This is a genomic window from Klebsiella sp. SYXHC3, assembly GCF_057196925.1.
The window spans coordinates 174,220-195,594 of sequence record NZ_JBXUNG010000006.1 but is presented as its reverse complement, the minus strand read 5'-3'; the positions used below and the strand labels follow the sequence as shown (position 1 = coordinate 195,594).

Sequence of the window (21,375 nt, the reverse complement as noted above, 5' to 3'; positions counted from 1 at the left end):
CGCCCTTTGTGCTTGATTACAGGACGAATCCTGCAATCTGTCAAGTAAACTCGTCATTATTCAGGCCGTTGTGGCCTGAATAACTAAGATTACTCGCCTTTAGCTGCTTTGAAAGCTTCAGCCATTGCGTTGTTAGAGAAGTTTGCATCTTCCTGTTTGTTAACAGTTGCGATTGCATCTTTCTCGTCAGCTTCGTCTTTCGCACGAACAGACAGGCTGATTGCGCGGTTTTTACGATCAACGCCGGTGAATTTAGCTTCAACTTCGTCGCCAACGCTCAGAACCAGAGTTGCATCTTCAACGCGGTCACGGGATGCTTCAGAAGCACGCAGGTAACCTTCAACGCCGTCAGCCAGTTCTACGGTTGCGCCTTTAGCGTCAACTGCAGTTACTTTACCGGTTACGATAGCGCCTTTCTTGTTCAGAGCAACGTAGTTGTTGAACGGATCTTCCGCCAGCTGTTTAACGCCCAGGGAGATACGCTCACGTTCTGCGTCAACCTGCAGTACAACTGCAGCGATTTCGTCGCCTTTTTTGTATTCACGAACTGCTTCTTCGCCTGCAACGTTCCAGGAGATGTCAGACAGGTGAACCAGGCCGTCGATGCCGCCGTCCAGGCCGATGAAGATACCGAAGTCAGTGATAGACTTGATTTTACCTTCAACACGGTCGCCCTTGTTGTGGGTTTCCGCGAACTGCTGCCATGGGTTAGATTTGCACTGCTTCAGACCCAGGGAGATACGACGACGTTCTTCGTCGATATCCAGGACCATAACTTCCACTACATCGCCAACGTTAACAACTTTGGACGGGTGGATGTTTTTGTTGGTCCAATCCATTTCGGAAACGTGAACCAGGCCTTCAACGCCTTCTTCGATTTCAACGAAGCAGCCGTAGTCGGTCAGGTTGGTCACGCGACCGGTCAGTTTGGTACCTTCCGGATAACGCTTAGCGATAGCTACCCACGGATCTTCGCCCAGCTGTTTCAGGCCCAGGGATACACGGGTACGCTCGCGGTCGAACTTCAGCACTTTAACAGTGATTTCGTCGCCAACGTTTACGATTTCGCTCGGATGCTTAACGCGTTTCCAGGCCATATCGGTGATGTGCAGCAGGCCGTCAACGCCGCCCAGATCAACGAATGCACCGTAGTCAGTGAGGTTCTTAACGATACCTTTGACTTCCATGCCTTCCTGCAGGTTTTCCAGCAGCTGATCGCGCTCTGCGCTGTTTTCGGATTCGATAACGGCACGACGAGAAACAACGACGTTGTTACGTTTCTGGTCCAGCTTGATGACTTTGAATTCAAGCTCTTTGCCTTCCAGGTGCAGCGTGTCGCGCACCGGACGAACGTCTACCAGGGAACCCGGCAGGAACGCACGAATACCATTCAGCTCAACAGTGAAGCCACCTTTAACTTTGCCGTTGATAACACCGACTACAGTTTCAGCGTCTTCGTAAGCTTTTTCCAGCGTGATCCAAGCTTCGTGACGTTTAGCTTTCTCACGGGACAGCAGGGTTTCACCGAAGCCGTCTTCTACTGCATCCAGAGCAACGTCAACTTCGTCACCAACCTGGATTTCCAGCTCGCCCTGGGCGTTTTTGAACTGCTCAGCCGGGATGGCGGACTCAGATTTCAGACCAGCGTCAACCAGTACGATATCTTTGTCGATAGCAACAACAACACCACGAACGATGGAACCCGGGCGGGTTTCGATTTCTTTTAAGGATTCTTCAAATAGTTGAGCAAAAGATTCAGTCATGTTTAATCTTCAGGTTTCATATTTAACGTCCACCTGGCTCCGTGCCGGATGGGGTTGTTTAACATACCCGCTAACACTCCGTTGCTGCGGGGGTACTGCTATAATTCGGAGGCTTGCGACGCTTTGCCGGTTAACGGTTAAGCGATAGCCAGTTTTTCGCGCGCATATTGTAGCGCTTTTTCAATTACTTGCTCAATGCTTAGTTCAGTGGAATCGAGAACTAATGCATCAGCGGCCGGGACAAGCGGCGCCACAGCACGATTACGATCGCGATCGTCACGCTCTTTTATCTCGGACAAAAGACGTTCAAAGTTAACACTAAAACCCTTCTCCTGCAACTGTAGCAGGCGGCGCTGGGCACGTTCTTCCGCCGACGCATCGAGGAAAATTTTAACCGGCGCATCCGGGAACACGACGGTGCCCATATCGCGGCCGTCGGCAATCAGGCCAGGCAGTTCGCGGAAGGCGCGTTGACGGCGCAGCAGCGCTTCACGTACACGTGGGAAAGCCGCGACCTTAGAGGCGGTATTGGCCACTTCCTGGGTACGGATCTCTGCGCTGACATCCTCGCCTTCCAGCACCACTTCCAGGTTGCCGTCAGTAGAAATAAACCGCACATCGAGATGAGCTGCCAGCGGAACCAGCGCCTCTTCTGACTCGACGTCTACGTGATGATGTAAGGCTGCCAGCGCAAGAACGCGGTAAATGGCCCCGGAATCCAGCAGATGCCAACCAAGCGCTTCCGCCATTGCCTTGCACAACGTGCCCTTACCCGCACCGCCAGGTCCATCAATGGTGATTACCGGAACATTTGCCGTCATCTTTTTCTCCTTCAGCAAGGCGCATGAATATAAACGCCGCGCATTATACGCATCAATGCGCCAGAAAGTGAGCATTGCGTGCAAATTACGGAATAGAAGAAATTAAATGTAGAAGAATTGCGCAATTATAGCGGGCTGGCAGAATACCAGCCCGCAAGATGACAAAGCTTTACCTTAAAGGACAGAACAGACTTTACGCGAGGGTACTAATTCGCGCCAACTGCTCGAAATAATCCGGGAACGTTTTCGCCGTGCATTTCGGATCAAGGATAGTGACCGGTGTCGCCGATAAGGCCACCAGCGAGAAGCACATCGCCATGCGGTGATCGTTGTAAGTACCGATTTCAGCAAATTTCAGCGTCTCAGGCGGCGTAATACGAATATAATCTTCGCCCTCTTCTACTTCGGCGCCCACTTTACGCAGTTCAGTGGCCATCGCGAACAGGCGGTCGGTCTCTTTCACCCGCCAGTTGTAAATATTGCGTAGCACCGTGGTGCCTTTCGCGAATAGCGCCGCAGTGGCGATGGTCATTGCAGCATCCGGGATATGGTTCATATCCATATCGACAGCATTCAGCTCACCGCGGGTACAGGCGATGAAATCGTCGCCCCAGGTAATTGTCGCGCCCATTTTTTCCAGCACATCGGCAAAGCGAATGTCGCCCTGAACGCTATTGCGGCCAATCCCGGTCACTTTTACCGTACCGCCTTTAATCGCGCCGGCAGCAAGGAAATACGAGGCTGAAGAGGCATCACCTTCCACCAGATAGTCGCCCGGCGACTGATACTGTTGCTTGCCGCGTACGACAAAGCGCTGGTAGTTGTGGTTTTCAACGTCAACGCCAAAGGTTTCCATCAGGTGCAGCGTGATGTCGATGTAAGGTTTGGACACCAGGTCGCCTTTAATCGCGATCGTCGTGTCCTGCGGCGCCAGCGGCGTAGTGATCAGTAAAGCGGTAAGGAACTGGCTGGAGACGCTGCCATCGACTTCCACCTGGCCGCCGTTGAAACCGCCGCGCAGGCGCAGAGGCGGAAAGTTTTCCTGCTCCAGATACTCAATTTGCGCGTCCCCCTGGCGTAAAGCATCGACCAGGTGGCCTATCGGTCGCTCTTTCATCCGCGGCTCCCCGGTCAGCACAATATCGTTGTCGCCGAGGCACAACGCCGCCGCCAGTGGGCGCATCGCCGTACCAGCATTACCGAGAAACAACTCCAGCGCGCCGCTGGCCTGAAGCGGACCGCCGTTGCCGGTGACTTCACAGCGAGTACGATCGGCGGACAGGGTATAGTGAACTCCCAGGGCGTTAAGCGCATTAAGCATGTGGCGAACATCATCGCTGTCCAGCAAATTGGTCAGCACGGTGGTGCCGTGGGCTAATGCCGCCAGCAGCAAAGCGCGGTTAGAGACACTTTTTGACCCGGGTAGGTTTACGGTGCCATCAACGCGCGCAATGGGTTGTAACGTCAGGGATTCCATGAAACTCGACTCTCAAAAAAACAGAATAAAAACCCCGCAGACCGGCCGCGGGGATGAAAATAAGCGCTCAGCAATTAGCCGCGACGACGTTCAAAGTCCTGCATGAAGTCGGTAAGCGCCTTGACGCCGGCCAGCGGCATCGCATTGTATATAGAAGCACGCATACCGCCCACCACGCGGTGGCCCTTCAGCGCATGCAGACCAGCCGCAAAAGATTCTTCAAGGAACAGTTTGTCCAGCGCGCTATCCGCCAGTTGGAACGGCACGTTCATCCGCGAGCGGTTGGCCGCGGCAACATCGTTACGATAGAAATCGCTATTATCAATCACGCCATACAGCAATTCAGCCTTCTGCTGGTTGATTTTATCCATCGCAGCGACGCCGCCCTGCTCTTTCAGCCATTTAAATACCAGCCCCGCCAGATACCAGGCGAAGGTCGGCGGCGTGTTGAACATTGAATCATTGGCGTTCAGCACGGTGTAATCAAGGATCGATGGGCAGGCGACGCTGGCTTTACCCAGCAGATCTTCACGCACGATAACCAGCGTTAACCCTGCCGGGCCGATATTCTTCTGCGCGCCAGCGTAAATCACGCCATAGCGGCTGACGTCAATTTCATGCGACAAAATACTGGAGGAGTAATCCGCGGTAACGACCACATCATCGCCAAAGTTTGGCGTTTCGTGGATAGCGATACCATCAATGGTTTCATTTGGACAGAAGTGCAGGTAAGCCGCGCCCGGCGTCAACTGCCATTCGCTCATCGGTTTAACGGCTCGCAGGCCGTCAACGGTGGTTTTCGCATCAATAACGTTTGGCGTGCAGTATTTTTGCGCTTCTTTCACTGCGCTCGCCGCCCAGTAGCCAGCATCCACATAATCTGCTGTTGTTTTGTCACCCAGCAGATTTAACGGGATCCCGGCAAACTGGCCGCGACCGCCGCCATGACAGAACAGCACTTTATAGTTGGAAGGGATATTAAGCAGATCGCGGAAATCCTGTTCTGCCGTTTCAGCCACCTGGATAAACTCTTTACCACGGTGGCTGATTTCCATTACCGACGTCCCCAGACCGTGCCAGTCGCACAGTTCCTGTTGCGCCAGTTTGAGAACTTCTGCCGGCAGCATTGCCGGGCCCGAACTAAAGTTATAGACCTGAGCCATTTCCCCTCACCACGTTGCTATATTGTCTGCACGCGAACCGTCGCGGGCATAAGTTATTCCTGTGGCTATCGGTTTTATCATTCAGTGACACACACCGCAACGAGTAAAACTAAGCGGCCCATAAATGAGGCCATCGTCACACAAAAGAATCAACCAGCTTGACGTCATTAAACCGACATAATTGCTGCAAGAGAATCGCTTTTTAGCCTGTGTTCCGTCACCCATTCCGGATTTTGACCCACGGCATAAATAGTTATCCACTACATTCACAGGTAACGATCTCGCCATAGCGCAATCCGTCAACTCATTTAATACTTGAATATTATCTTAATTCTTCATGAATTATGTTTCCGCGAGAGCATCGCCATTTACCGCTGCATTTCCAGATCATTAAAATTTTTAAGCCAGCCGATGAAGACTGGTATTAATCACTTTTAAAGGAATAGTTATGCGTGAATTAACCTATAACGAAATGTCTGATGTGAGCGGCGGCTTTGGCCTGTTATCCATTCCGGCAGCAATTGGTTTGCTGGTCAGTATCCCGACAATTGTCATCGGCGCGATTACCGGGCCCTTTACGCTGGGGGCAGGCTTCGCAGTGATGGCGGCAGGCATCGTCGGTACCAGTCTTGCTGGCGCCGCTATGATCGTTAGCATTTGTACGCCAATCCTGTAACTTGCTATGGCATGTGGAGTTTCTCCGCATGCCATTTATCGCTCTTCTCTTTTTATCCCTTAGCGCGGCTAACGACATAGCCACTTACCGGTAAAACCCGTATCATTGCCCATCCTGCCAACAATAAACGAATTGCTATGACCCAGACATTTATCCCCGGCAAAGATGCCGCCCTGGAAGATTCCATCGCTCGCTTCCAGCAGAAACTGCTCGACCTCGGATTTGATATCGAAGAGGCCTCGTGGCTGAACCCGGTACCACACGTGTGGTCCGTTCACATTCGCGATAAAGAGTGCGCGCTGTGCTTTACCAACGGTAAAGGCGCGACGAAAAAGGCGGCGCTGGCTTCCGCGCTGGGCGAATATTTTGAGCGTCTGTCCACCAACTACTTCTTCGCGGACTTCTGGTTAGGCGAAACCATCGCCAACGGTCCATTTGTTCATTATCCGAACGAAAAATGGTTCCCGCTGACCGAAGACGATGAAGTACCGGAAGGCCTGCTGGATGCCCGCCTGCGCGCCTTTTACGATCCGGACGATCAACTGACCGCCAGCATGCTCGTTGACCTGCAATCCGGTAATGATGAGCGCGGCGTCTGCGGCCTGCCGTTTACCCGTCAATCAGACGGCGAAACCGTCTATATTCCGATGAATATCGTCGGCAACTTGTACGTTTCTAACGGCATGTCAGCGGGTAATACCCCGAATGAAGCGCGCGTACAGGGCTTGTCTGAAGTCTTTGAGCGTCATATCAAAAACCGTATCATCGCAGAGAGCATCAGCCTGCCGGAGATCCCGGCGGAAGTGATGGCGCGCTATCCGGGCGTCGTTGAATCTATCGCTAAACTTGAAGCTGAAGGTTTCCCGATCTTCGCTTACGATGGCTCATTGGGCGGCAAATACCCGGTTATTTGCGTAGTTCTGTTTAACCCGGCTAACGGCACCTGCTTCGCCTCTTTCGGCGCCCATCCGGATTTCGGCGTGGCGCTGGAGCGTACCGTCACCGAACTGCTACAGGGCCGCAGCCTGAAAGACCTCGACGTCTTTACCCCGCCGACCTTTGATGACGAAGAAGTCGCCGAGCACGCCAACCTGGAAACTCACTTCATTGATTCCAGCGGCCTGATCTCCTGGGATATGTTCAAACAGGATGCCGACTATCCGTTTGTAGACTGGAATTTCTCCGGCACGACTGAAGAAGAGTTCGCCACCCTGATGGCTATCTTCAAAGCAGAAGATAAAGAAGTTTATATCGCCGACTACGAACATCTGAGCGTCTATGCCTGCCGAATCATCGTTCCAGGGATGTCCGATATTTATCCGGCGGAAGACCTGTGGCTTGCAAACAACAGCATGGGCGCGCATCTGCGCGACACGATTCTCTCCCTGCCGGGTAGCGAGTGGGAAAAAGAAGATTATCTGGCGCTTATTGAGCAAATGGACGACGAAGGTCTTGATGACTTCACGCGCGTACGCGAGCTGTTAGGACTGGCAACCGGCAAAGACAACGGCTGGTATACCCTGCGCATCGGCGAGCTAAAAGCGATGCTGGCGTTGGCCGGCGGCGACCTGGATCAGGCGTTGATTTGGACGGAGTGGACCATGGAATTCAATGCCTCCATCTTCAGCCCTGAGCGCGCCAACTATTATCGTTGCCTGCAAACGTTGCTGCTGCTTAGCCAGGAAGAAGAACGCCAGCCGTTACAGTATCTGAATGCCTTCATCCGTATGTATGGCGCGGATGCAGTAGAAGCCGCGAGCGCCGCTCTGAGCGGCGAAGCGCCGTTCTATGGCCTGCAGGCGGTCGATAGCGATCTGCACGCTTTCCCGGCGCATCAATCTTTACTGAAGGCCTACGAAAAGCTACAACGTGCAAAAGCGGCCTTCTGGGCCAAATAACCCTTTATAGGTAAAAAAATAACGTACGGAGCCGACAGCGGCTCCGTTTTCTTATGATTTTTGCCAAAACCATGCCATTTTGTAGCCCATGAGTTAACTTTAAGTAAAAAACAATATTTGGTGATATTTAGATTGTTAATTTTAATAAAAATACTCCATTCTAATTAACCGTAATCAATGGTCACCCATGGAAATTTTCAACATTATTTATAAATATTAAAATTTAGTTTTTTATTAAAAATCAAAAAGATAAAGCAATAACAGGCTAATTCCACACGCAAAATGGGCCTATGACTCCGGTAGGATATGATCTACATCAAATTCCCTTCTATAATGCTTTGTTAGTATCACACCGCCAACTTATATAAAGAGAGAGTTAGTGTGAAAGCTGACAACCCTTTTGATCTTTTACTCCCTGCCGCGATGGCGAAAGTCGCCGAAGAAGCAGGTGTCTATAAAGCGACGAAACATCCGCTGAAGACGTTTTATCTGGCGATTACCGCCGGTGTCTTCATCTCCATCGCTTTTGTGTTTTATATCACGGCGACCACCGGTACTGCCGCAATGCCATTCGGGATTGCCAAACTTATCGGCGGGGTATGCTTCTCACTAGGTCTGATTCTTTGCGTCATCTGCGGTGCTGACCTTTTCACCTCTACCGTACTGATCGTCGTGGCGAAAGCCAGCGGGCGTATTACCTGGGGTCAGCTGGCAAAAAACTGGCTTAACGTCTATGTTGGAAACCTCATCGGCGCACTGCTGTTCGTATTATTAATGTGGTTATCCGGCGAGTATATGACGGCCAACGGCGGCTGGGGCTTAAATGTTCTGCAAACTGCAGACCACAAAATGCACCATACGTTTATTGAAGCCGTCTGCCTGGGTATCCTGGCGAACCTGATGGTTTGTCTGGCTGTCTGGATGAGTTACTCCGGCCGCAGCCTGATGGACAAAGCGATGATCATGGTGTTGCCGGTTGCGATGTTTGTCGCCAGCGGCTTTGAACACAGCATCGCTAATATGTTTATGATCCCGATGGGTATCGTAATTCGCAACTTTGCTAGCCCGGAATTCTGGACCGCTATCGGTTCAACTCCGGAGAGTTTTTCTCACTTAACCGTTATGAACTTCATCACTGATAACCTGATTCCAGTCACTATCGGAAACATCATCGGCGGTGGTTTGTTGGTTGGGTTGACATACTGGGTCATTTACCTGCGTGGCGACGATCATCATTAATGGTTGTCTCAGGCAGTAAATAAAAAATCCACTTAAGAAGGTAGGTGTTACATGTCCGAGCTTAATGAAAAGTTAGCCACAGCCTGGGAAGGTTTTGCGAAAGGTGACTGGCAGAACGAAGTCAACGTACGTGACTTTATCCAGAAAAACTACACCCCATATGAAGGTGACGAATCCTTCCTGGCTGGCGCAACTGATGCGACCACCAAGCTGTGGGACAGCGTAATGGAAGGCGTTAAACAGGAAAACCGCACTCACGCGCCTGTTGATTTCGACACTTCCCTCGCATCCACCATCACTTCTCACGACGCGGGCTACATCGAGAAAGCGCTCGAGAAAATCGTTGGTCTGCAAACTGAAGCTCCGCTGAAACGTGCGATTATCCCGTTCGGCGGTATCAAAATGGTTGAAGGTTCCTGCAAAGCGTACAATCGCGAACTGGACCCGATGCTGAAAAAAATCTTCACCGAGTACCGTAAAACTCACAACCAGGGCGTTTTCGACGTATATACCCCGGACATCCTGCGCTGCCGTAAATCCGGCGTGCTGACCGGTCTGCCGGATGCTTACGGCCGTGGTCGTATCATCGGTGACTATCGTCGCGTTGCTCTGTACGGTATCGACTTCCTGATGAAAGACAAATTCGCCCAGTTCAACTCGCTGCAGGCGAAACTGGAAAGCGGCGAAGATCTGGAAGCAACCATCCGTCTGCGTGAAGAAATTGCTGAACAGCATCGCGCGCTGGGTCAGATCAAAGAGATGGCGGCTAAATATGGCTACGACATCTCCGGTCCGGCGACTACCGCTCAGGAAGCTATTCAGTGGACCTACTTCGGTTACCTGGCCGCCGTTAAATCTCAGAACGGCGCGGCAATGTCCTTCGGTCGTACTTCCAGCTTCCTGGATATCTACATCGAACGTGACCTGCAGGCAGGTAAAATCACCGAACAAGACGCGCAGGAAATGGTTGACCACCTGGTCATGAAACTGCGTATGGTTCGCTTCCTGCGTACCCCGGAATATGATGAACTGTTCTCCGGCGACCCGATTTGGGCAACGGAATCTATCGGTGGTATGGGCGTTGACGGCCGTACTCTGGTAACCAAAAACAGCTTCCGCTTCCTGAACACCCTGTACACCATGGGGCCGTCTCCGGAGCCGAACATCACTATCCTGTGGTCTGAAAAACTGCCGCTGAGCTTTAAGAAATTCGCCGCTAAAGTATCCATCGATACCTCTTCTCTGCAGTACGAGAACGATGACCTGATGCGCCCGGACTTCAACAACGACGATTACGCTATCGCATGCTGCGTAAGCCCGATGATTGTTGGTAAACAAATGCAGTTCTTCGGCGCTCGCGCTAACCTCGCGAAAACCATGCTGTATGCTATCAACGGCGGCGTTGATGAAAAACTGAAAATGCAGGTTGGTCCGAAATCTGAGCCGATCAAAGGCGACGTCCTGAACTTCGACGAAGTTATGGAACGCATGGATCACTTCATGGACTGGCTGGCTAAACAGTACGTCACCGCGCTGAACATCATTCATTACATGCACGACAAGTACAGCTACGAAGCCTCTCTGATGGCGCTGCACGACCGTGACGTTATCCGCACCATGGCGTGTGGTATCGCAGGTCTGTCCGTTGCTGCTGACTCCCTGTCTGCTATCAAATATGCGAAAGTTAAACCGATTCGTGACGAAGACGGTCTGGCTGTTGACTTCGAAATCGAAGGCGAATATCCGCAGTTTGGTAACAACGATGCTCGCGTCGATGACATGGCCGTTGACCTGGTTGAACGTTTCATGAAGAAAATTCAGAAACTGCATACCTACCGCAACGCTATCCCGACTCAGTCCGTTCTGACCATCACTTCTAACGTCGTGTATGGTAAGAAAACCGGTAACACCCCAGATGGTCGTCGCGCTGGCGCGCCGTTCGGACCAGGTGCTAACCCGATGCACGGCCGTGACCAGAAAGGCGCTGTAGCCTCTCTGACTTCCGTTGCTAAACTGCCGTTTGCTTACGCTAAAGATGGTATCTCTTACACCTTCTCTATCGTGCCGAACGCGCTGGGTAAAGATGACGAAGTTCGTAAGACCAACCTGGCGGGCCTGATGGATGGTTACTTCCACCACGAAGCGTCCATCGAAGGTGGTCAGCACCTGAACGTGAACGTCATGAACCGCGAAATGCTGCTCGACGCGATGGAAAACCCGGAAAAATATCCGCAGCTGACCATCCGTGTATCTGGCTACGCAGTACGTTTTAACTCCCTGACTAAAGAACAGCAGCAGGATGTTATTACCCGTACCTTCACTCAGACCATGTAATTCCCTGTCTGACTGAAAAAGCGTACAATAAAGGCCCCACATCAGTGGGGCCTTTTTAACACGTGATTCCCTGCCCCAGCCTGCTTTGCCAGTTATCTATACTTTGGGTACCTGTCAAAACAGACTTAACACAGCCGGTTTGAGCTGTGCATCACAGGCCCTGGAGGGCCGAACCCGGAGATATCACCGCAATGTCAACTATTGGTCGTATTCACTCCTTTGAATCCTGTGGCACCGTCGATGGCCCAGGCATCCGCTTTATTACCTTCTTCCAGGGCTGCCTGATGCGCTGCCTTTACTGCCATAACCGCGACACCTGGGATACCCATGGCGGTAAAGAAATCACCGTTGAAGAATTGATGAAAGAAGTGGTGACCTATCGCCACTTTATGAATGCTTCCGGCGGCGGCGTCACCGCCTCCGGCGGCGAGGCGATCCTGCAGGCTGAATTTGTCCGCGACTGGTTCCGCGCCTGTAAAAAAGAAGGTATCCACACCTGCCTGGATACCAACGGCTTCGTACGTCGCTACGATCCGGTGATTGACGAGCTGCTGGAAGTCACCGATCTGGTGATGCTTGACCTTAAGCAGATGAACGATGAAATCCACCAGAACCTGGTCGGCGTTTCTAACCATCGTACGCTGGAGTTCGCACAGTATCTGTCGAAGAAAGGGATTAACGTGTGGATCCGCTACGTCGTGGTTCCCGGCTGGTCTGATGATGACGATTCCGCACATCGTCTGGGTGAGTTTACCCGCGATATGGGTAACGTCGAGAAAATCGAACTCCTGCCCTACCATGAGCTGGGTAAACACAAATGGGTGGCAATGGGCGAAGAGTACAAACTTGACGGCGTACACCCACCGAAGAAAGAGACCATGGAGCGGGTAAAAGGCATCCTGGAGCAATATGGTCATAAAGTGATGTACTAAACCGGCTGCGGGCCGGAGGTACTCTCACCACGGCCCGCAACTATAATAGTATCAATCCCGCCGATAACGCCTCATCATGAGCGCGATACCGTCTGCCCGCAGAAAGATTGGTTACGCGTGTGCCACCGGCGTCGGGTGATGTCCGGCTTTGCGCAGCAGGGTCAGCAGATAGATAAACGATACGCTGGCGATCATGATAAACAGCAGATTATCCGAGAAGTTCTGCATCAACATCGCCGTCAGGGTCGGCCCCAGCAGACTGCCGATGGTATAGCTCATCAGCAGCGCCTGGTTCATCGCCACCAGTTGATGGTGTTCAACCTTCTCGCAGGCCCAGGCCATCGCCACCGGATACAGAGTAAAACCGGATGCGCCGAGCACAAAAAGCGCTGGCGCCATTGCCGCCTGGCTCAGCATCGCCAGACAGCCCAGAATCACCACAAAGACCTGTACGCGCAGCACCAGCAGGCGGCCATAGCGGTCAGCCAGACGCCCGACCGGCCACTGCCCGAGAATGCCTGCGCTAACCATCACCGCCATCCAGAAACCAATACCCGAATCGCTGACGCCCTGATGATTTAGCCACAGCGGCATCAGGCCGTACAGTGAACCAAGCACGATGCCGGAGATGATGCAGCCATTCACACCGTGACGTGCCTGACGCAGTTTCAGCATCGGCCAGATACGTACCGTTTCATGCGGCTCGTCGGCCTGGCTCATAATACGTGTAAACATCAGCGGCAGGATCGCCGCCAGCGCCAGGCCGGTAACCCACGGCAGCACGCTCATTAAATCGGTCGGTAATTTGCTGACCATCAGTTGGCCCAATACAGTACCGATGTAATAGACCATCATGTACGCCGCCAGCAGTCGACCGCGGCTGCGGGAAGTACCGCTGCACACCAGTGCGCTTTCGACCACCACCCAAATCATTGCACAACCCACGCCGGCGATAAAACGCCAGCTCAGCCATGTCCAGAAGCCGAGTGTGATACCCAGACCAACGCAGCCGACAGCAAAAATTAATGACGCCAGATAATAGCTACGGTTAAACCCCAGACGTTTAATGACCCAGCCGGCAAATAGTGTTCCCACCAGATTACCGGTGAAATAAGAAGAGCCGACCATCCCAACCTGCCAGGTTGGCATATTTTCATGGGCGAGCCACAGCGGGACAAGCGTATTTAAAACCGCGATTGCCAGCGTCAACAGAAGCAGGCCACAGAGCAGCATTTGCACTGGGCGAGTGTAGATGGTCATGGGTATTAACCGTGAGGAAGTTCAGATTTCGTGCGCATCATGCCACTGCTGTAAACATTGTCAATCCGCCAGAATTCAGGCCTGACGCGGTTTTCAGGGCAACGATAGAAGTTTTTTATCCAGCGGAACGGCAACGGAATTATTCTTTATATTATTCCATTGTTTTTATTAATTTATTGGAAAACTATAGTGGGAATTTCAGTAGAAAAATTTCATGAATCAACCGCATTTTTTAATCACGCCGGAATAGGCTTCCGGCGTGATTTCACGTTATTAACTGGCGATAGCCATACCGACGGTCATATGCAGACCATAGAATACGCCGCGGCCAATCATCTCGCCGACCAGCACCAGCACAAACGCCAACCCCAGCAGCGGCAATGCGGGTTGATAACCTTTAAGCTGCGGTACAATCCAGCAGACCAACGCCAGAACTAACGCGACCGTCCGCCATGCCATTAAGGAACCATAATTCGGCACCAGCGCCGAGGCCTGTTGGATTGAACTATGGATCGTCGCCAACTCGCTGCCCTGAATCAGCGCGACGGTCACGCTAATCACCAACGCCACCAGCATGATCACCGGCAATAAACGCATCGCCCAACCGTCCACACCCGCGACACGCAGCAGCAGGTAACCCAACAGCGGCCCGCCGATAAACAGGGTCAGGAAGAAGTTGAGCGGTGTCCAGATGGTGTACCAGGTGGGTACGGTATCGATAGTGTTATATACGCGGATCATCATCCAGACAAAGATGACGCCGAGGATCATGGTGACGACCAGCCACAGATTACGCAGCCCGGACGGTAATTTATTTACCACCGCCAGCAGCCAGCCAATCCCGCCGACGGCGAAGAAAAGCGCGCCGCTGGCTATTTCATTGCTTAACGAGGATGCGCCAACGCGATTCAGCGAATTAAACGCGCGCATTGGCGAACCAAGGTGCATGGTGGAGGCGATAAAACCGATCCCCATTAATACCCATAGCCCAAACATGCTCATTATCACCTGCCGCTGCTGCTCGCGCGAAAGTTCGCCCTTCATCAACGCCAGCGCGAGAACGATAAAGCCCCCGGCGACGCATTGACCGAAGACCGTGAAAATCATCAGCGGCCATTCATGCCATCCATTTCCCATTTTAGACCTCCTTCGGATTGGCCAGATAGCCGGTGGTATCGCCGCACGGACGGCTGTTGGCGTTTGGTTTTATCACAATGCTCGGCCTGGTGAAGTGCGCCGACGGCAGCGGCGCCACGGCGGCCAGTTGGCCGTGCTTTTCACGCAGTTCGGCAATCGGCCCGAAGTCCAGCGCCCGCAGCGGGCAGGACTCGACGCAAATCGGTTTCTTGCCTTGTGCGACGCGTTCGTGACAGCCGTCGCATTTAGTCATATGCCCTTTAGCGGCGTTGTACTGCGGCGCGCCATACGGGCAGGCCATATGGCAGTAGCGACAGCCAATGCACACCTCTTCATTGACCACCACAAAACCATCTTCGCGCTTGTGCATCGCCCCACTTGGGCAGACCTTGGTGCACGCCGGGTCTTCGCAGTGGTTACAGGCGATGGAAAGGTAGTAGGCAAAAACGTTCTGATTCCAGACGCCGTTGTCCTCCTGCCAGTCGCCGCCGGCATACTCGTAGATACGACGGAAGCTGACGTCCGGCGTCAGGTTCTTGTAGTCTTTACAGGCCAGCTCGCAGGTTTTGCAACCGGTGCAACGGGCGGAATCGATAAAAAATCCATACTGAGTTGTCATCGGTTACTCCTTACAGCTTTTCAACCTGGACGAGGTTGGTATGCGATGGGTTGCCTTTCGCCAACGGCGACGGACGTTGGGTGGTCAGCACGTTAATGCTGCCGGCCTGATCCACGCGTGAGGCGTCCGGGTTATACCAGGCGCCCTCGCCCAGCGCGACGACGCCCGGCATCATACGTGGCGTCACTTTCGCTTCGATATGCACTTCGCCGCGGTCGTTGAAAATACGAATGCGATCGCCATTGACGATGCCGCGCGTCTTCGCATCGATCGGATTGATCCACATTTCCTGACGGCAGGCTGCCTGCAGGACATCAACGTTGCCATAAGTTGAGTGGACGCGAGACTTGTAGTGGAATCCCGTCAGCTGTAACGGATATTTAGCAGTCAACGGATCGTTGTAATTTTCAAACCCAGGAGTGTAGATCGGCAGCGGATCGATGACATCGCCTTCCGGCAGCTCCCAGGTCGCGGCGATTTTAGCGAGCTCCTGGGAATAGATCTCGATTTTGCCTGATGGCGTGGTCAGCGGGTTGGCCTGCGGATCGTCACGGAAGGCTTTATACGCCACATGATGACCTTGCGGGTCACGCTGCTTGAAGATGCCCTGCTGGCGGAAAGTATCGAAATCCGGCAGTTCGGGAATCGCTTTCCGCGACTGCTCATACAAATAGCGCATCCAGCCTTCCTGAGTCCGGCCTTCGGTAAACTTCTCCGCTACCCCCATGCGTTTCGCCAACTCGGTGGTCATCTCATAGATGGTTTTGCATTCGAAACGCGGTTTGATTGCCTGGTCGGCAAAGATGACATAGGACATATTGCCGCAGGAGGCGTCCAGTGCGAAGTCCATCTGCTCAGAGGCGGTACAGTCCGGCAGCAGAATATCGGCGTATTTCGCTGACGACGTCATGTGGCAGTCGATTACCACGATCATTTCGCACTTCTTATCGTCCTGCAGGATTTCGTGGGTGCGGTTGATCTCGGAGTGCTGGTTGATAAGGCAGTTACCCGCGTAGTTCCAGATCATCTTGATCGGCACGTCGAGCTTATCTTTGCCGCGTACGCCATCACGCAGCGCGGTCATTTCCGGACCACGTTCAATCGCATCGGTCCACATAAACATAGAGATGCTGGTCTCAACCGGATTTTCCAGCGTCGGCATACGTTCGAACGGCAGGCTATATGAACCTTCACGCGCGCCGCTATTGCCGCCGTTAATCCCTACGTTGCCGGTCAGAATGGCGAGCATGGAGATGGCGCGGGTGGCGATTTCGCCGTTGGCGTGACGCTGAGGTCCCCATCCCTGGCTGATATACGCCGGTTTCGCCGTCGCTATCTCGCGAGCCAGCTTCACAATGCGCTCACGCGGGATCCCGGTAATGGTGGATGCCCACTCCGGCGTTTTAGCGATACCGTCGGAACCCTGACCAAGGATGTAAGCTTTATAATGTCCATTAGCCGGCGCATCGGCAGGCAGGGTTTTCTCGTCGTAGCCGACGCAGTATTTATCGAGGAAGGGCTGATCGACCAGATTTTCAGTAATCATCACCCAAGCCAGCGCTGAAATGAGCGCCGCGTCGGTTCCCGGACGAATCGGGATCCATTCATCTTCACGCCCGGCGCCGGTGTCGGTATAACGCGGATCGATAATGATCATGCGGGCATTGGATTTCTGCCGCGCCTGCTCAAGGTAGTAAGTCACCCCGCCGCCGCTCATGCGCGTTTCGCCAGGGTTATTGCCAAACAGCACCACCAACTGACTGTTTTCGATATCCGACGGGCTATTGCCATCGGCCCAACCGCCATAGGTGTAATTCAAACCAGCCGCAATCTGCGCCGATGAATAGTCGCCATAATGATTGAGATAGCCGCCGCAGCAGTTCATCAGACGAGCAATCAGCGTTTTTCCTGGCGGCCAGGAACGAGTCAGAGTCCCGCCGAGCGTACCGGTTCCGTAGTTCAGATAGATAGATTCGTTGCCATAATCTTTAATCAGACGCTGCATATTGCTGGCGATAGTGTCGAACGCCTCTTCCCAGCTAATTTGTTCAAATTTTCCTTCACCGCGTTTGCCGACGCGCTTCATCGGATATTTCAGCCGGTCAGGGTTATAGACCCGACGGCGCATAGAGCGGCCTCGCAGACAGGCGCGAACCTGATGCAGACCGTCGTAGTTATCATCGCCGGTATTATCGGTTTCTACGTACTTAATCGCACCATCAACCACGTGCATGCGCAGCGGACAGCGGCTGCCGCAGTTTACGGTGCAGGCGCTCCAGACCACTTTCTCACTCACTGGCGCCAGCGTATCAGCGGCGTGCGCAATACGCGTGAAGGGCAAGGTCAATGCGTTGCTGGCCATCGCCAGGCCGCCTATCGCCGTGGTTTTCATTAAACCACGTCGGCTAACTTCGGCAGCCAGTAAAGCATCGGGGGCTTTGATTTTCATAGATACTCGCTTTGGTTGCTCACAATAAGCTGACAATCGTTATATAATTTTATATATATCGGATTTTATTGGCTTTTTATGCTGTATTAATCCAAAGGGAGTATCACCGGATTTACTGAGGGGATTATTGCCCGGTATCAATAAGGATATAAAAAAAGCGCCCGCAGGCGCTTTTAAGGAAAGAGCAGAAAAGATTAACCGATATATTCGAGGCCGCGCATATACGGGCGCAGGACTTCCGGGATCTCGATACGGCCATCGGCCTGCTGATAGTTTTCCATCACCGCAACCAGCGTACGGCCAACCGCCAGACCAGAACCATTCAGGGTATGAACGAGACGAGTCTTTTTGTCGGACTTGCTGCGGCAACGCGCCTGCATACGACGTGCCTGGAAATCCCAGACGTTGGAGCAGGAAGAAATTTCGCGATAGGTATCCTGCGCCGGAACCCACACTTCGAGGTCATAGGTTTTACAGGCGCTAAAGCCCATATCGCCGGAACACAGCGCTACCTTACGGTACGGCAGACCCAGCAGTTGCAGAACCTTCTCAGCGTGGCCGGTCATCTCTTCCAGCGCCGCCATAGAGTCTTCCGGACGTACGATCTGCACCATTTCAACTTTGTCGAACTGGTGCATACGGATCAGACCGCGGGTATCACGACCATACGAACCCGCTTCAGAACGGAAGCACGGAGTATGGGCGGTCATTTTAATCGGCAGATCGTCTTCGTCGATGATTTCGTCGCGGACCAGGTTGGTCAGCGGCACTTCGGCGGTCGGAATCAACGCATAGTTGCTGCTATCAGCTTCTTCTTCCAGCGGACGAGTATGGAACAGGTCGCCGGCGAATTTCGGCAACTGGCCAGTACCATACAGCGTGTCCTGGTTCACCAGGTAAGGAACATAGTTCTCGCTATAGCCGTGCTGTTCGGTGTGCAGATCCAGCATAAACTGCGCCAGCGCGCGGTGCAGGCGAGCCAGCTGGCCTTTCATCACCACGAAACGGGAACCGGTTAGCTTAACGGCGGCGGCGAAGTCCAGCCCCCCGTGCATTTCACCCAGCGTAACGTGGTCGCGCACCTCGAAATCGAACTGACGCGGCGTCCCCCAGCGGCTGACTTCAACGTTGTCGTTTTCGTCGCGGCCCACCGGCACGTCATCGTGAGGAATGTTCGGGATCGCCAGCGCGATATCGCGAATTTCCGCCAGCAGCGTTTCCAGCTCGGACTTTGCGGCATCCAGCTGTTCGCCAAGCTTGTTCACTTCCAGGCGTAATGGCTCGATATCTTCCCCGCGCGCTTTCGCCTGGCCAATGGATTTCGATCGGGAGTTACGCTCCGCCTGCAGGTTTTCGGTTTGAACCTGCAGAACTTTACGACGCTCTTCAAGAGCGCGCAGTTTATCTACATCCAGCTTAAAGCCCCGGCGTGCCAGTTTTTCTGCGACTGCGTCTGGCTCGGTACGCAGCAGATTGGGATCGAGCATGCTTATCCTGTGCTTATCGAATTTAAATAGGAAAAATGGCCGCAAACTACGGCCACGGAAATAGAGGTAATAACCTTACCGCAACGCCACAATTAGCGGTAGCGTTTTATCTGGCTATTTTGATCCAGTTCGGCAAGCCAGGCGAGCTTTTCAGCGATTTTGCCCTCGAGCCCCCTGTTTGTTGGCTGATAATAGCGCGTTTGCGCCATTTCCTGCGGGAAATACTGCTCGCCAGCGGCGTAGGCGTTAGGTTCATCGTGCGCGTAGCGGTACTCCTGACCATAACCCATTTCTTTCATGAGTTTGGTCGGCGCATTGCGTAAATGTACCGGCACGTCGTAATCAGGGCGATCGCGGGCATCGGCCAGCGCAGCCTTAAAGGCGGTGTAGACCGCGTTACTCTTCGGCGCGCAGGCCAGATAAACAATCGCCTGAGCAATAGCCCGTTCGCCTTCCGCCGGCCCAACGCGGGTAAAACAATCCCACGCGGAAATGGCCACCTGCATGGCGCGAGGATCGGCGTTGCCGACATCCTCAGACGCGATAGCCAGACAACGGCGAGCGACATACAACGGGTCGCCGCCTGCGGTAATGATTCGTGCGTACCAGTACAGCGCCGCATCCGGCGCGCTACCGCGCACGGACTTATGTAACGCGGATATAAGATCGTAAAAACGGTCGCCTTTATTATCAAAACGCGCGCTACGCTCGCCGGCAATTTCGGTAAGCAGTTCCGCTTTCAGCACTCGCTTGCCTGAATCGTCGTTTTCAGCCATATCGGCCATCATTTCCAGCGTGTTCAACGCCCGGCGCGCATCGCCGTTGACCAGCTCGGCAATCGCTTTGCGGGTTTCATCCGGCAGGATAATATCTTGCCCACCGTAGCCTCGCGCTTTATCGCTCATCGCCTGGTTGAGCACCTGCTCGATATCGTCCGTGGTCAGTGATTTGAGCAAATAGACTCGGGCGCGGGAGAGCAAAGCGGAATTAAGTTCGAATGACGGGTTTTCGGTCGTCGCGCCAATAAAAGTAATAGTGCCGTCTTCGATGTGCGGCAGAAAGGCATCCTGCTGGCTTTTATTGAAACGATGCACTTCATCAACAAACAGGATAGTGCGTCGACCAGCGTTGCGATTTTGCCGCGCACGTTCGATAGCTTCGCGGATCTCTTTGACGCCAGATGTAACAGCCGAGATACGCTCGACATCAGCATTGGCGTAGCGAGCGATCACTTCCGCAAGGGTAGTTTTACCGGTGCCCGGCGGCCCCCACAGGATCATCGAGTGCAGATGCCCTGCCTCAATCGCCCGCGGCAGCGGTTTACCCGGCGCCAGCAGGTGCTGCTGGCCAATGTACTGCGCTAAATTTTCTGGCCGCATACGGGCGGCCAGAGGTTGAAATGCATTATCGGAAAAATCGAGCGAAAAGTTGCTCACATTCGCCTCTACTTACGTTGATCGTCCACCGTCACCCCTTGCGGCGGCGTAAAAGTGAACTTAGATGCGTCGACGGCGCCATTCTGCTGCGACTTCAGCTGATAGCTGCTGCGCTGGTCGTCTTGCTCAACGGCGCTGAACTGATGGATAGTACCGTCACGGCCCACATTGATTGTGAACTGCTTGAGGTTGCCGTTACCGCTTTTCGGCGTCAGCACAAAATCATCGCCGTTTTGTTTGATGTTGTATTGCTGCCAGTCCGCTGACTGGTTGCGGGCGATCAGCATGAACGGCGTGTTGCTGGTCGCGTTTTTCAGCCAGGTTGCGGTTGCCTGCTCCACAAACGGATTATAGAACCACAGCGTTTTCCCATCCGATACCAGAATACTTTCATCCGGCTGGGTCATATGCCAGTTGAACAGATTCGGGCGCTTCACCCACAAATCGCCCTGCCCGTCCTGCACGGCATTACCGCTTGCGTCGGTCACTTTCTGAGTGAAGCTGGCATGGAAACTGCTGACTTTATCCAGACGGCTTTTTAAGTCGCCGGCAGCGTCTGCCCAAACCTGGCTTACCACGAAGCCAGACAATAATGCACAGGTGATGGCAAGTTTCTTCATTGTTGATCCTTATTGTGCGTCACTCCCGACGCGGGAGCCTGTTCTGTCCCTACTGTAGAGCCGT

Annotated in this window: 16 protein-coding genes; 5 read left to right on the top strand and 11 right to left on the bottom strand. The window is 53.3% G+C overall.

The window, feature by feature from the left end; genetic code table 11:
• Positions 1–89: 89 nt before the first annotated feature.
• From rpsA to serC, 4 genes are all read right to left on the bottom strand, one after another.
• Positions 90–1,763, bottom strand: coding sequence for a 30S ribosomal protein S1 (rpsA, locus tag AC2CGP_RS16800; protein WP_015367470.1), 1,674 nt, complete (start codon positions 1,761–1,763; stop codon positions 90–92).
• Between the two features lie 137 nt (positions 1,764–1,900).
• Complete coding sequence (cmk, locus tag AC2CGP_RS16795) at positions 1,901–2,584, bottom strand: (d)CMP kinase (protein ID WP_015367471.1); 684 nt, start codon at positions 2,582–2,584, stop codon at positions 1,901–1,903.
• A 193-nt stretch (positions 2,585–2,777) separates the two neighbouring features.
• Positions 2,778–4,061, bottom strand: coding sequence for a 3-phosphoshikimate 1-carboxyvinyltransferase (aroA, locus tag AC2CGP_RS16790; RefSeq protein WP_475702356.1), 1,284 nt, complete (start codon positions 4,059–4,061; stop codon positions 2,778–2,780).
• Positions 4,062–4,135: 74 nt separating this feature from the next.
• Positions 4,136–5,224, bottom strand: a complete 1,089-nt coding sequence (gene serC / locus AC2CGP_RS16785; RefSeq protein WP_020079259.1) for a 3-phosphoserine/phosphohydroxythreonine transaminase — start codon at positions 5,222–5,224, stop codon at positions 4,136–4,138.
• A 448-nt stretch (positions 5,225–5,672) separates the two neighbouring features.
• On the opposite strand from serC, the gene AC2CGP_RS16780 reads away from it, so the two are divergent.
• The 5 genes from AC2CGP_RS16780 to pflA all read left to right on the top strand — a co-directional run bounded on the left by AC2CGP_RS16780 (position 5,673) and on the right by pflA (position 12,303).
• Positions 5,673–5,900, top strand: a complete 228-nt coding sequence (locus AC2CGP_RS16780; protein ID WP_015367475.1) for a hypothetical protein — start codon at positions 5,673–5,675, stop codon at positions 5,898–5,900.
• 137 nt (positions 5,901–6,037) lie between these two features.
• A complete protein-coding gene (gene ycaO / locus AC2CGP_RS16775; protein ID WP_015367476.1) occupies positions 6,038–7,798 on the top strand; it encodes a 30S ribosomal protein S12 methylthiotransferase accessory factor YcaO in 1,761 nt (586 codons plus the stop codon).
• 381 nt (positions 7,799–8,179) lie between these two features.
• The gene (gene focA, locus AC2CGP_RS16770) at positions 8,180–9,037 is read left to right on the top strand and encodes a formate transporter FocA (protein WP_015367477.1); all 858 of its coding nucleotides are present in this window, start codon (positions 8,180–8,182) and stop codon (positions 9,035–9,037) included.
• A 51-nt stretch (positions 9,038–9,088) separates the two neighbouring features.
• Positions 9,089–11,371, top strand: coding sequence for a formate C-acetyltransferase (gene pflB / locus AC2CGP_RS16765; protein WP_015367478.1), 2,283 nt, complete (start codon positions 9,089–9,091; stop codon positions 11,369–11,371).
• Between the two features lie 191 nt (positions 11,372–11,562).
• Entirely contained in the window at positions 11,563–12,303 is a 741-nt protein-coding gene (gene pflA, locus AC2CGP_RS16760) for a pyruvate formate lyase 1-activating protein (protein WP_015367479.1), read from the top strand.
• Positions 12,304–12,414: 111 nt separating this feature from the next.
• On the opposite strand, the gene AC2CGP_RS16755 is transcribed toward pflA, so the two are convergent.
• The 7 genes from AC2CGP_RS16755 to lolA all read right to left on the bottom strand — a co-directional run bounded on the left by AC2CGP_RS16755 (position 12,415) and on the right by lolA (position 21,311).
• The gene (locus AC2CGP_RS16755; RefSeq protein ID WP_015367480.1) at positions 12,415–13,563 is read right to left on the bottom strand and encodes an MFS transporter; all 1,149 of its coding nucleotides are present in this window, start codon (positions 13,561–13,563) and stop codon (positions 12,415–12,417) included.
• Between the two features lie 273 nt (positions 13,564–13,836).
• Positions 13,837–14,700 (bottom strand): dimethyl sulfoxide reductase anchor subunit family protein, encoded by an 864-nt coding sequence (locus AC2CGP_RS16750; protein WP_045362336.1) that lies wholly within the window; start codon positions 14,698–14,700, stop codon positions 13,837–13,839.
• A 1-nt stretch (position 14,701) separates the two neighbouring features.
• Positions 14,702–15,319 (bottom strand): DMSO/selenate family reductase complex B subunit, encoded by a 618-nt coding sequence (locus AC2CGP_RS16745; RefSeq protein WP_015367482.1) that lies wholly within the window; start codon positions 15,317–15,319, stop codon positions 14,702–14,704.
• A 10-nt stretch (positions 15,320–15,329) separates the two neighbouring features.
• Positions 15,330–17,768: a dimethylsulfoxide reductase subunit A gene (gene dmsA / locus AC2CGP_RS16740; RefSeq protein ID WP_015367483.1), complete on the bottom strand. Its 2,439-nt coding sequence runs from the start codon at positions 17,766–17,768 to the stop codon at positions 15,330–15,332.
• Between the two features lie 194 nt (positions 17,769–17,962).
• The gene (gene serS / locus AC2CGP_RS16735) at positions 17,963–19,255 is read right to left on the bottom strand and encodes a serine--tRNA ligase (protein WP_015367484.1); all 1,293 of its coding nucleotides are present in this window, start codon (positions 19,253–19,255) and stop codon (positions 17,963–17,965) included.
• A 92-nt stretch (positions 19,256–19,347) separates the two neighbouring features.
• On the bottom strand, positions 19,348–20,691 hold the full coding sequence (gene rarA, locus AC2CGP_RS16730; protein ID WP_015367485.1) for a replication-associated recombination protein RarA: 1,344 nt from the start codon (positions 20,689–20,691) through the stop codon (positions 19,348–19,350).
• Positions 20,692–20,699: 8 nt separating this feature from the next.
• Positions 20,700–21,311 (bottom strand): outer membrane lipoprotein periplasmic chaperone LolA, encoded by a 612-nt coding sequence (lolA, locus tag AC2CGP_RS16725; protein ID WP_015367486.1) that lies wholly within the window; start codon positions 21,309–21,311, stop codon positions 20,700–20,702.
• Between the last annotated feature and the right edge of the window lie 64 nt (positions 21,312–21,375).

Excerpts from the sequence above, each read along its gene's own strand:
- AC2CGP_RS16780 (WP_015367475.1), top strand. The coding sequence starts at position 5,673 with ATGCGTGAATTAACCTATAACGAAATGTCTGATGTGAGCGGCGGCTTT.
- AC2CGP_RS16755 (WP_015367480.1), bottom strand. The coding sequence starts at position 13,563 with ATGACCATCTACACTCGCCCAGTGCAAATGCTGCTCTGTGGCCTGCTT.
- AC2CGP_RS16750 (WP_045362336.1), bottom strand. The coding sequence starts at position 14,700 with ATGGGAAATGGATGGCATGAATGGCCGCTGATGATTTTCACGGTCTTC.
- ycaO (WP_015367476.1), top strand. The coding sequence starts at position 6,038 with ATGACCCAGACATTTATCCCCGGCAAAGATGCCGCCCTGGAAGATTCC.
- pflB (WP_015367478.1), top strand. The coding sequence starts at position 9,089 with ATGTCCGAGCTTAATGAAAAGTTAGCCACAGCCTGGGAAGGTTTTGCG.
- rpsA (WP_015367470.1), bottom strand. The coding sequence starts at position 1,763 with ATGACTGAATCTTTTGCTCAACTATTTGAAGAATCCTTAAAAGAAATC.
- aroA (WP_475702356.1), bottom strand. The coding sequence starts at position 4,061 with ATGGAATCCCTGACGTTACAACCCATTGCGCGCGTTGATGGCACCGTA.
- dmsA (WP_015367483.1), bottom strand. The coding sequence starts at position 17,768 with ATGAAAATCAAAGCCCCCGATGCTTTACTGGCTGCCGAAGTTAGCCGA.
- lolA (WP_015367486.1), bottom strand. The coding sequence starts at position 21,311 with ATGAAGAAACTTGCCATCACCTGTGCATTATTGTCTGGCTTCGTGGTA.
- AC2CGP_RS16745 (WP_015367482.1), bottom strand. The coding sequence starts at position 15,319 with ATGACAACTCAGTATGGATTTTTTATCGATTCCGCCCGTTGCACCGGT.
- serC (WP_020079259.1), bottom strand. The coding sequence starts at position 5,224 with ATGGCTCAGGTCTATAACTTTAGTTCGGGCCCGGCAATGCTGCCGGCA.
- pflA (WP_015367479.1), top strand. The coding sequence starts at position 11,563 with ATGTCAACTATTGGTCGTATTCACTCCTTTGAATCCTGTGGCACCGTC.
- cmk (WP_015367471.1), bottom strand. The coding sequence starts at position 2,584 with ATGACGGCAAATGTTCCGGTAATCACCATTGATGGACCTGGCGGTGCG.
- serS (WP_015367484.1), bottom strand. The coding sequence starts at position 19,255 with ATGCTCGATCCCAATCTGCTGCGTACCGAGCCAGACGCAGTCGCAGAA.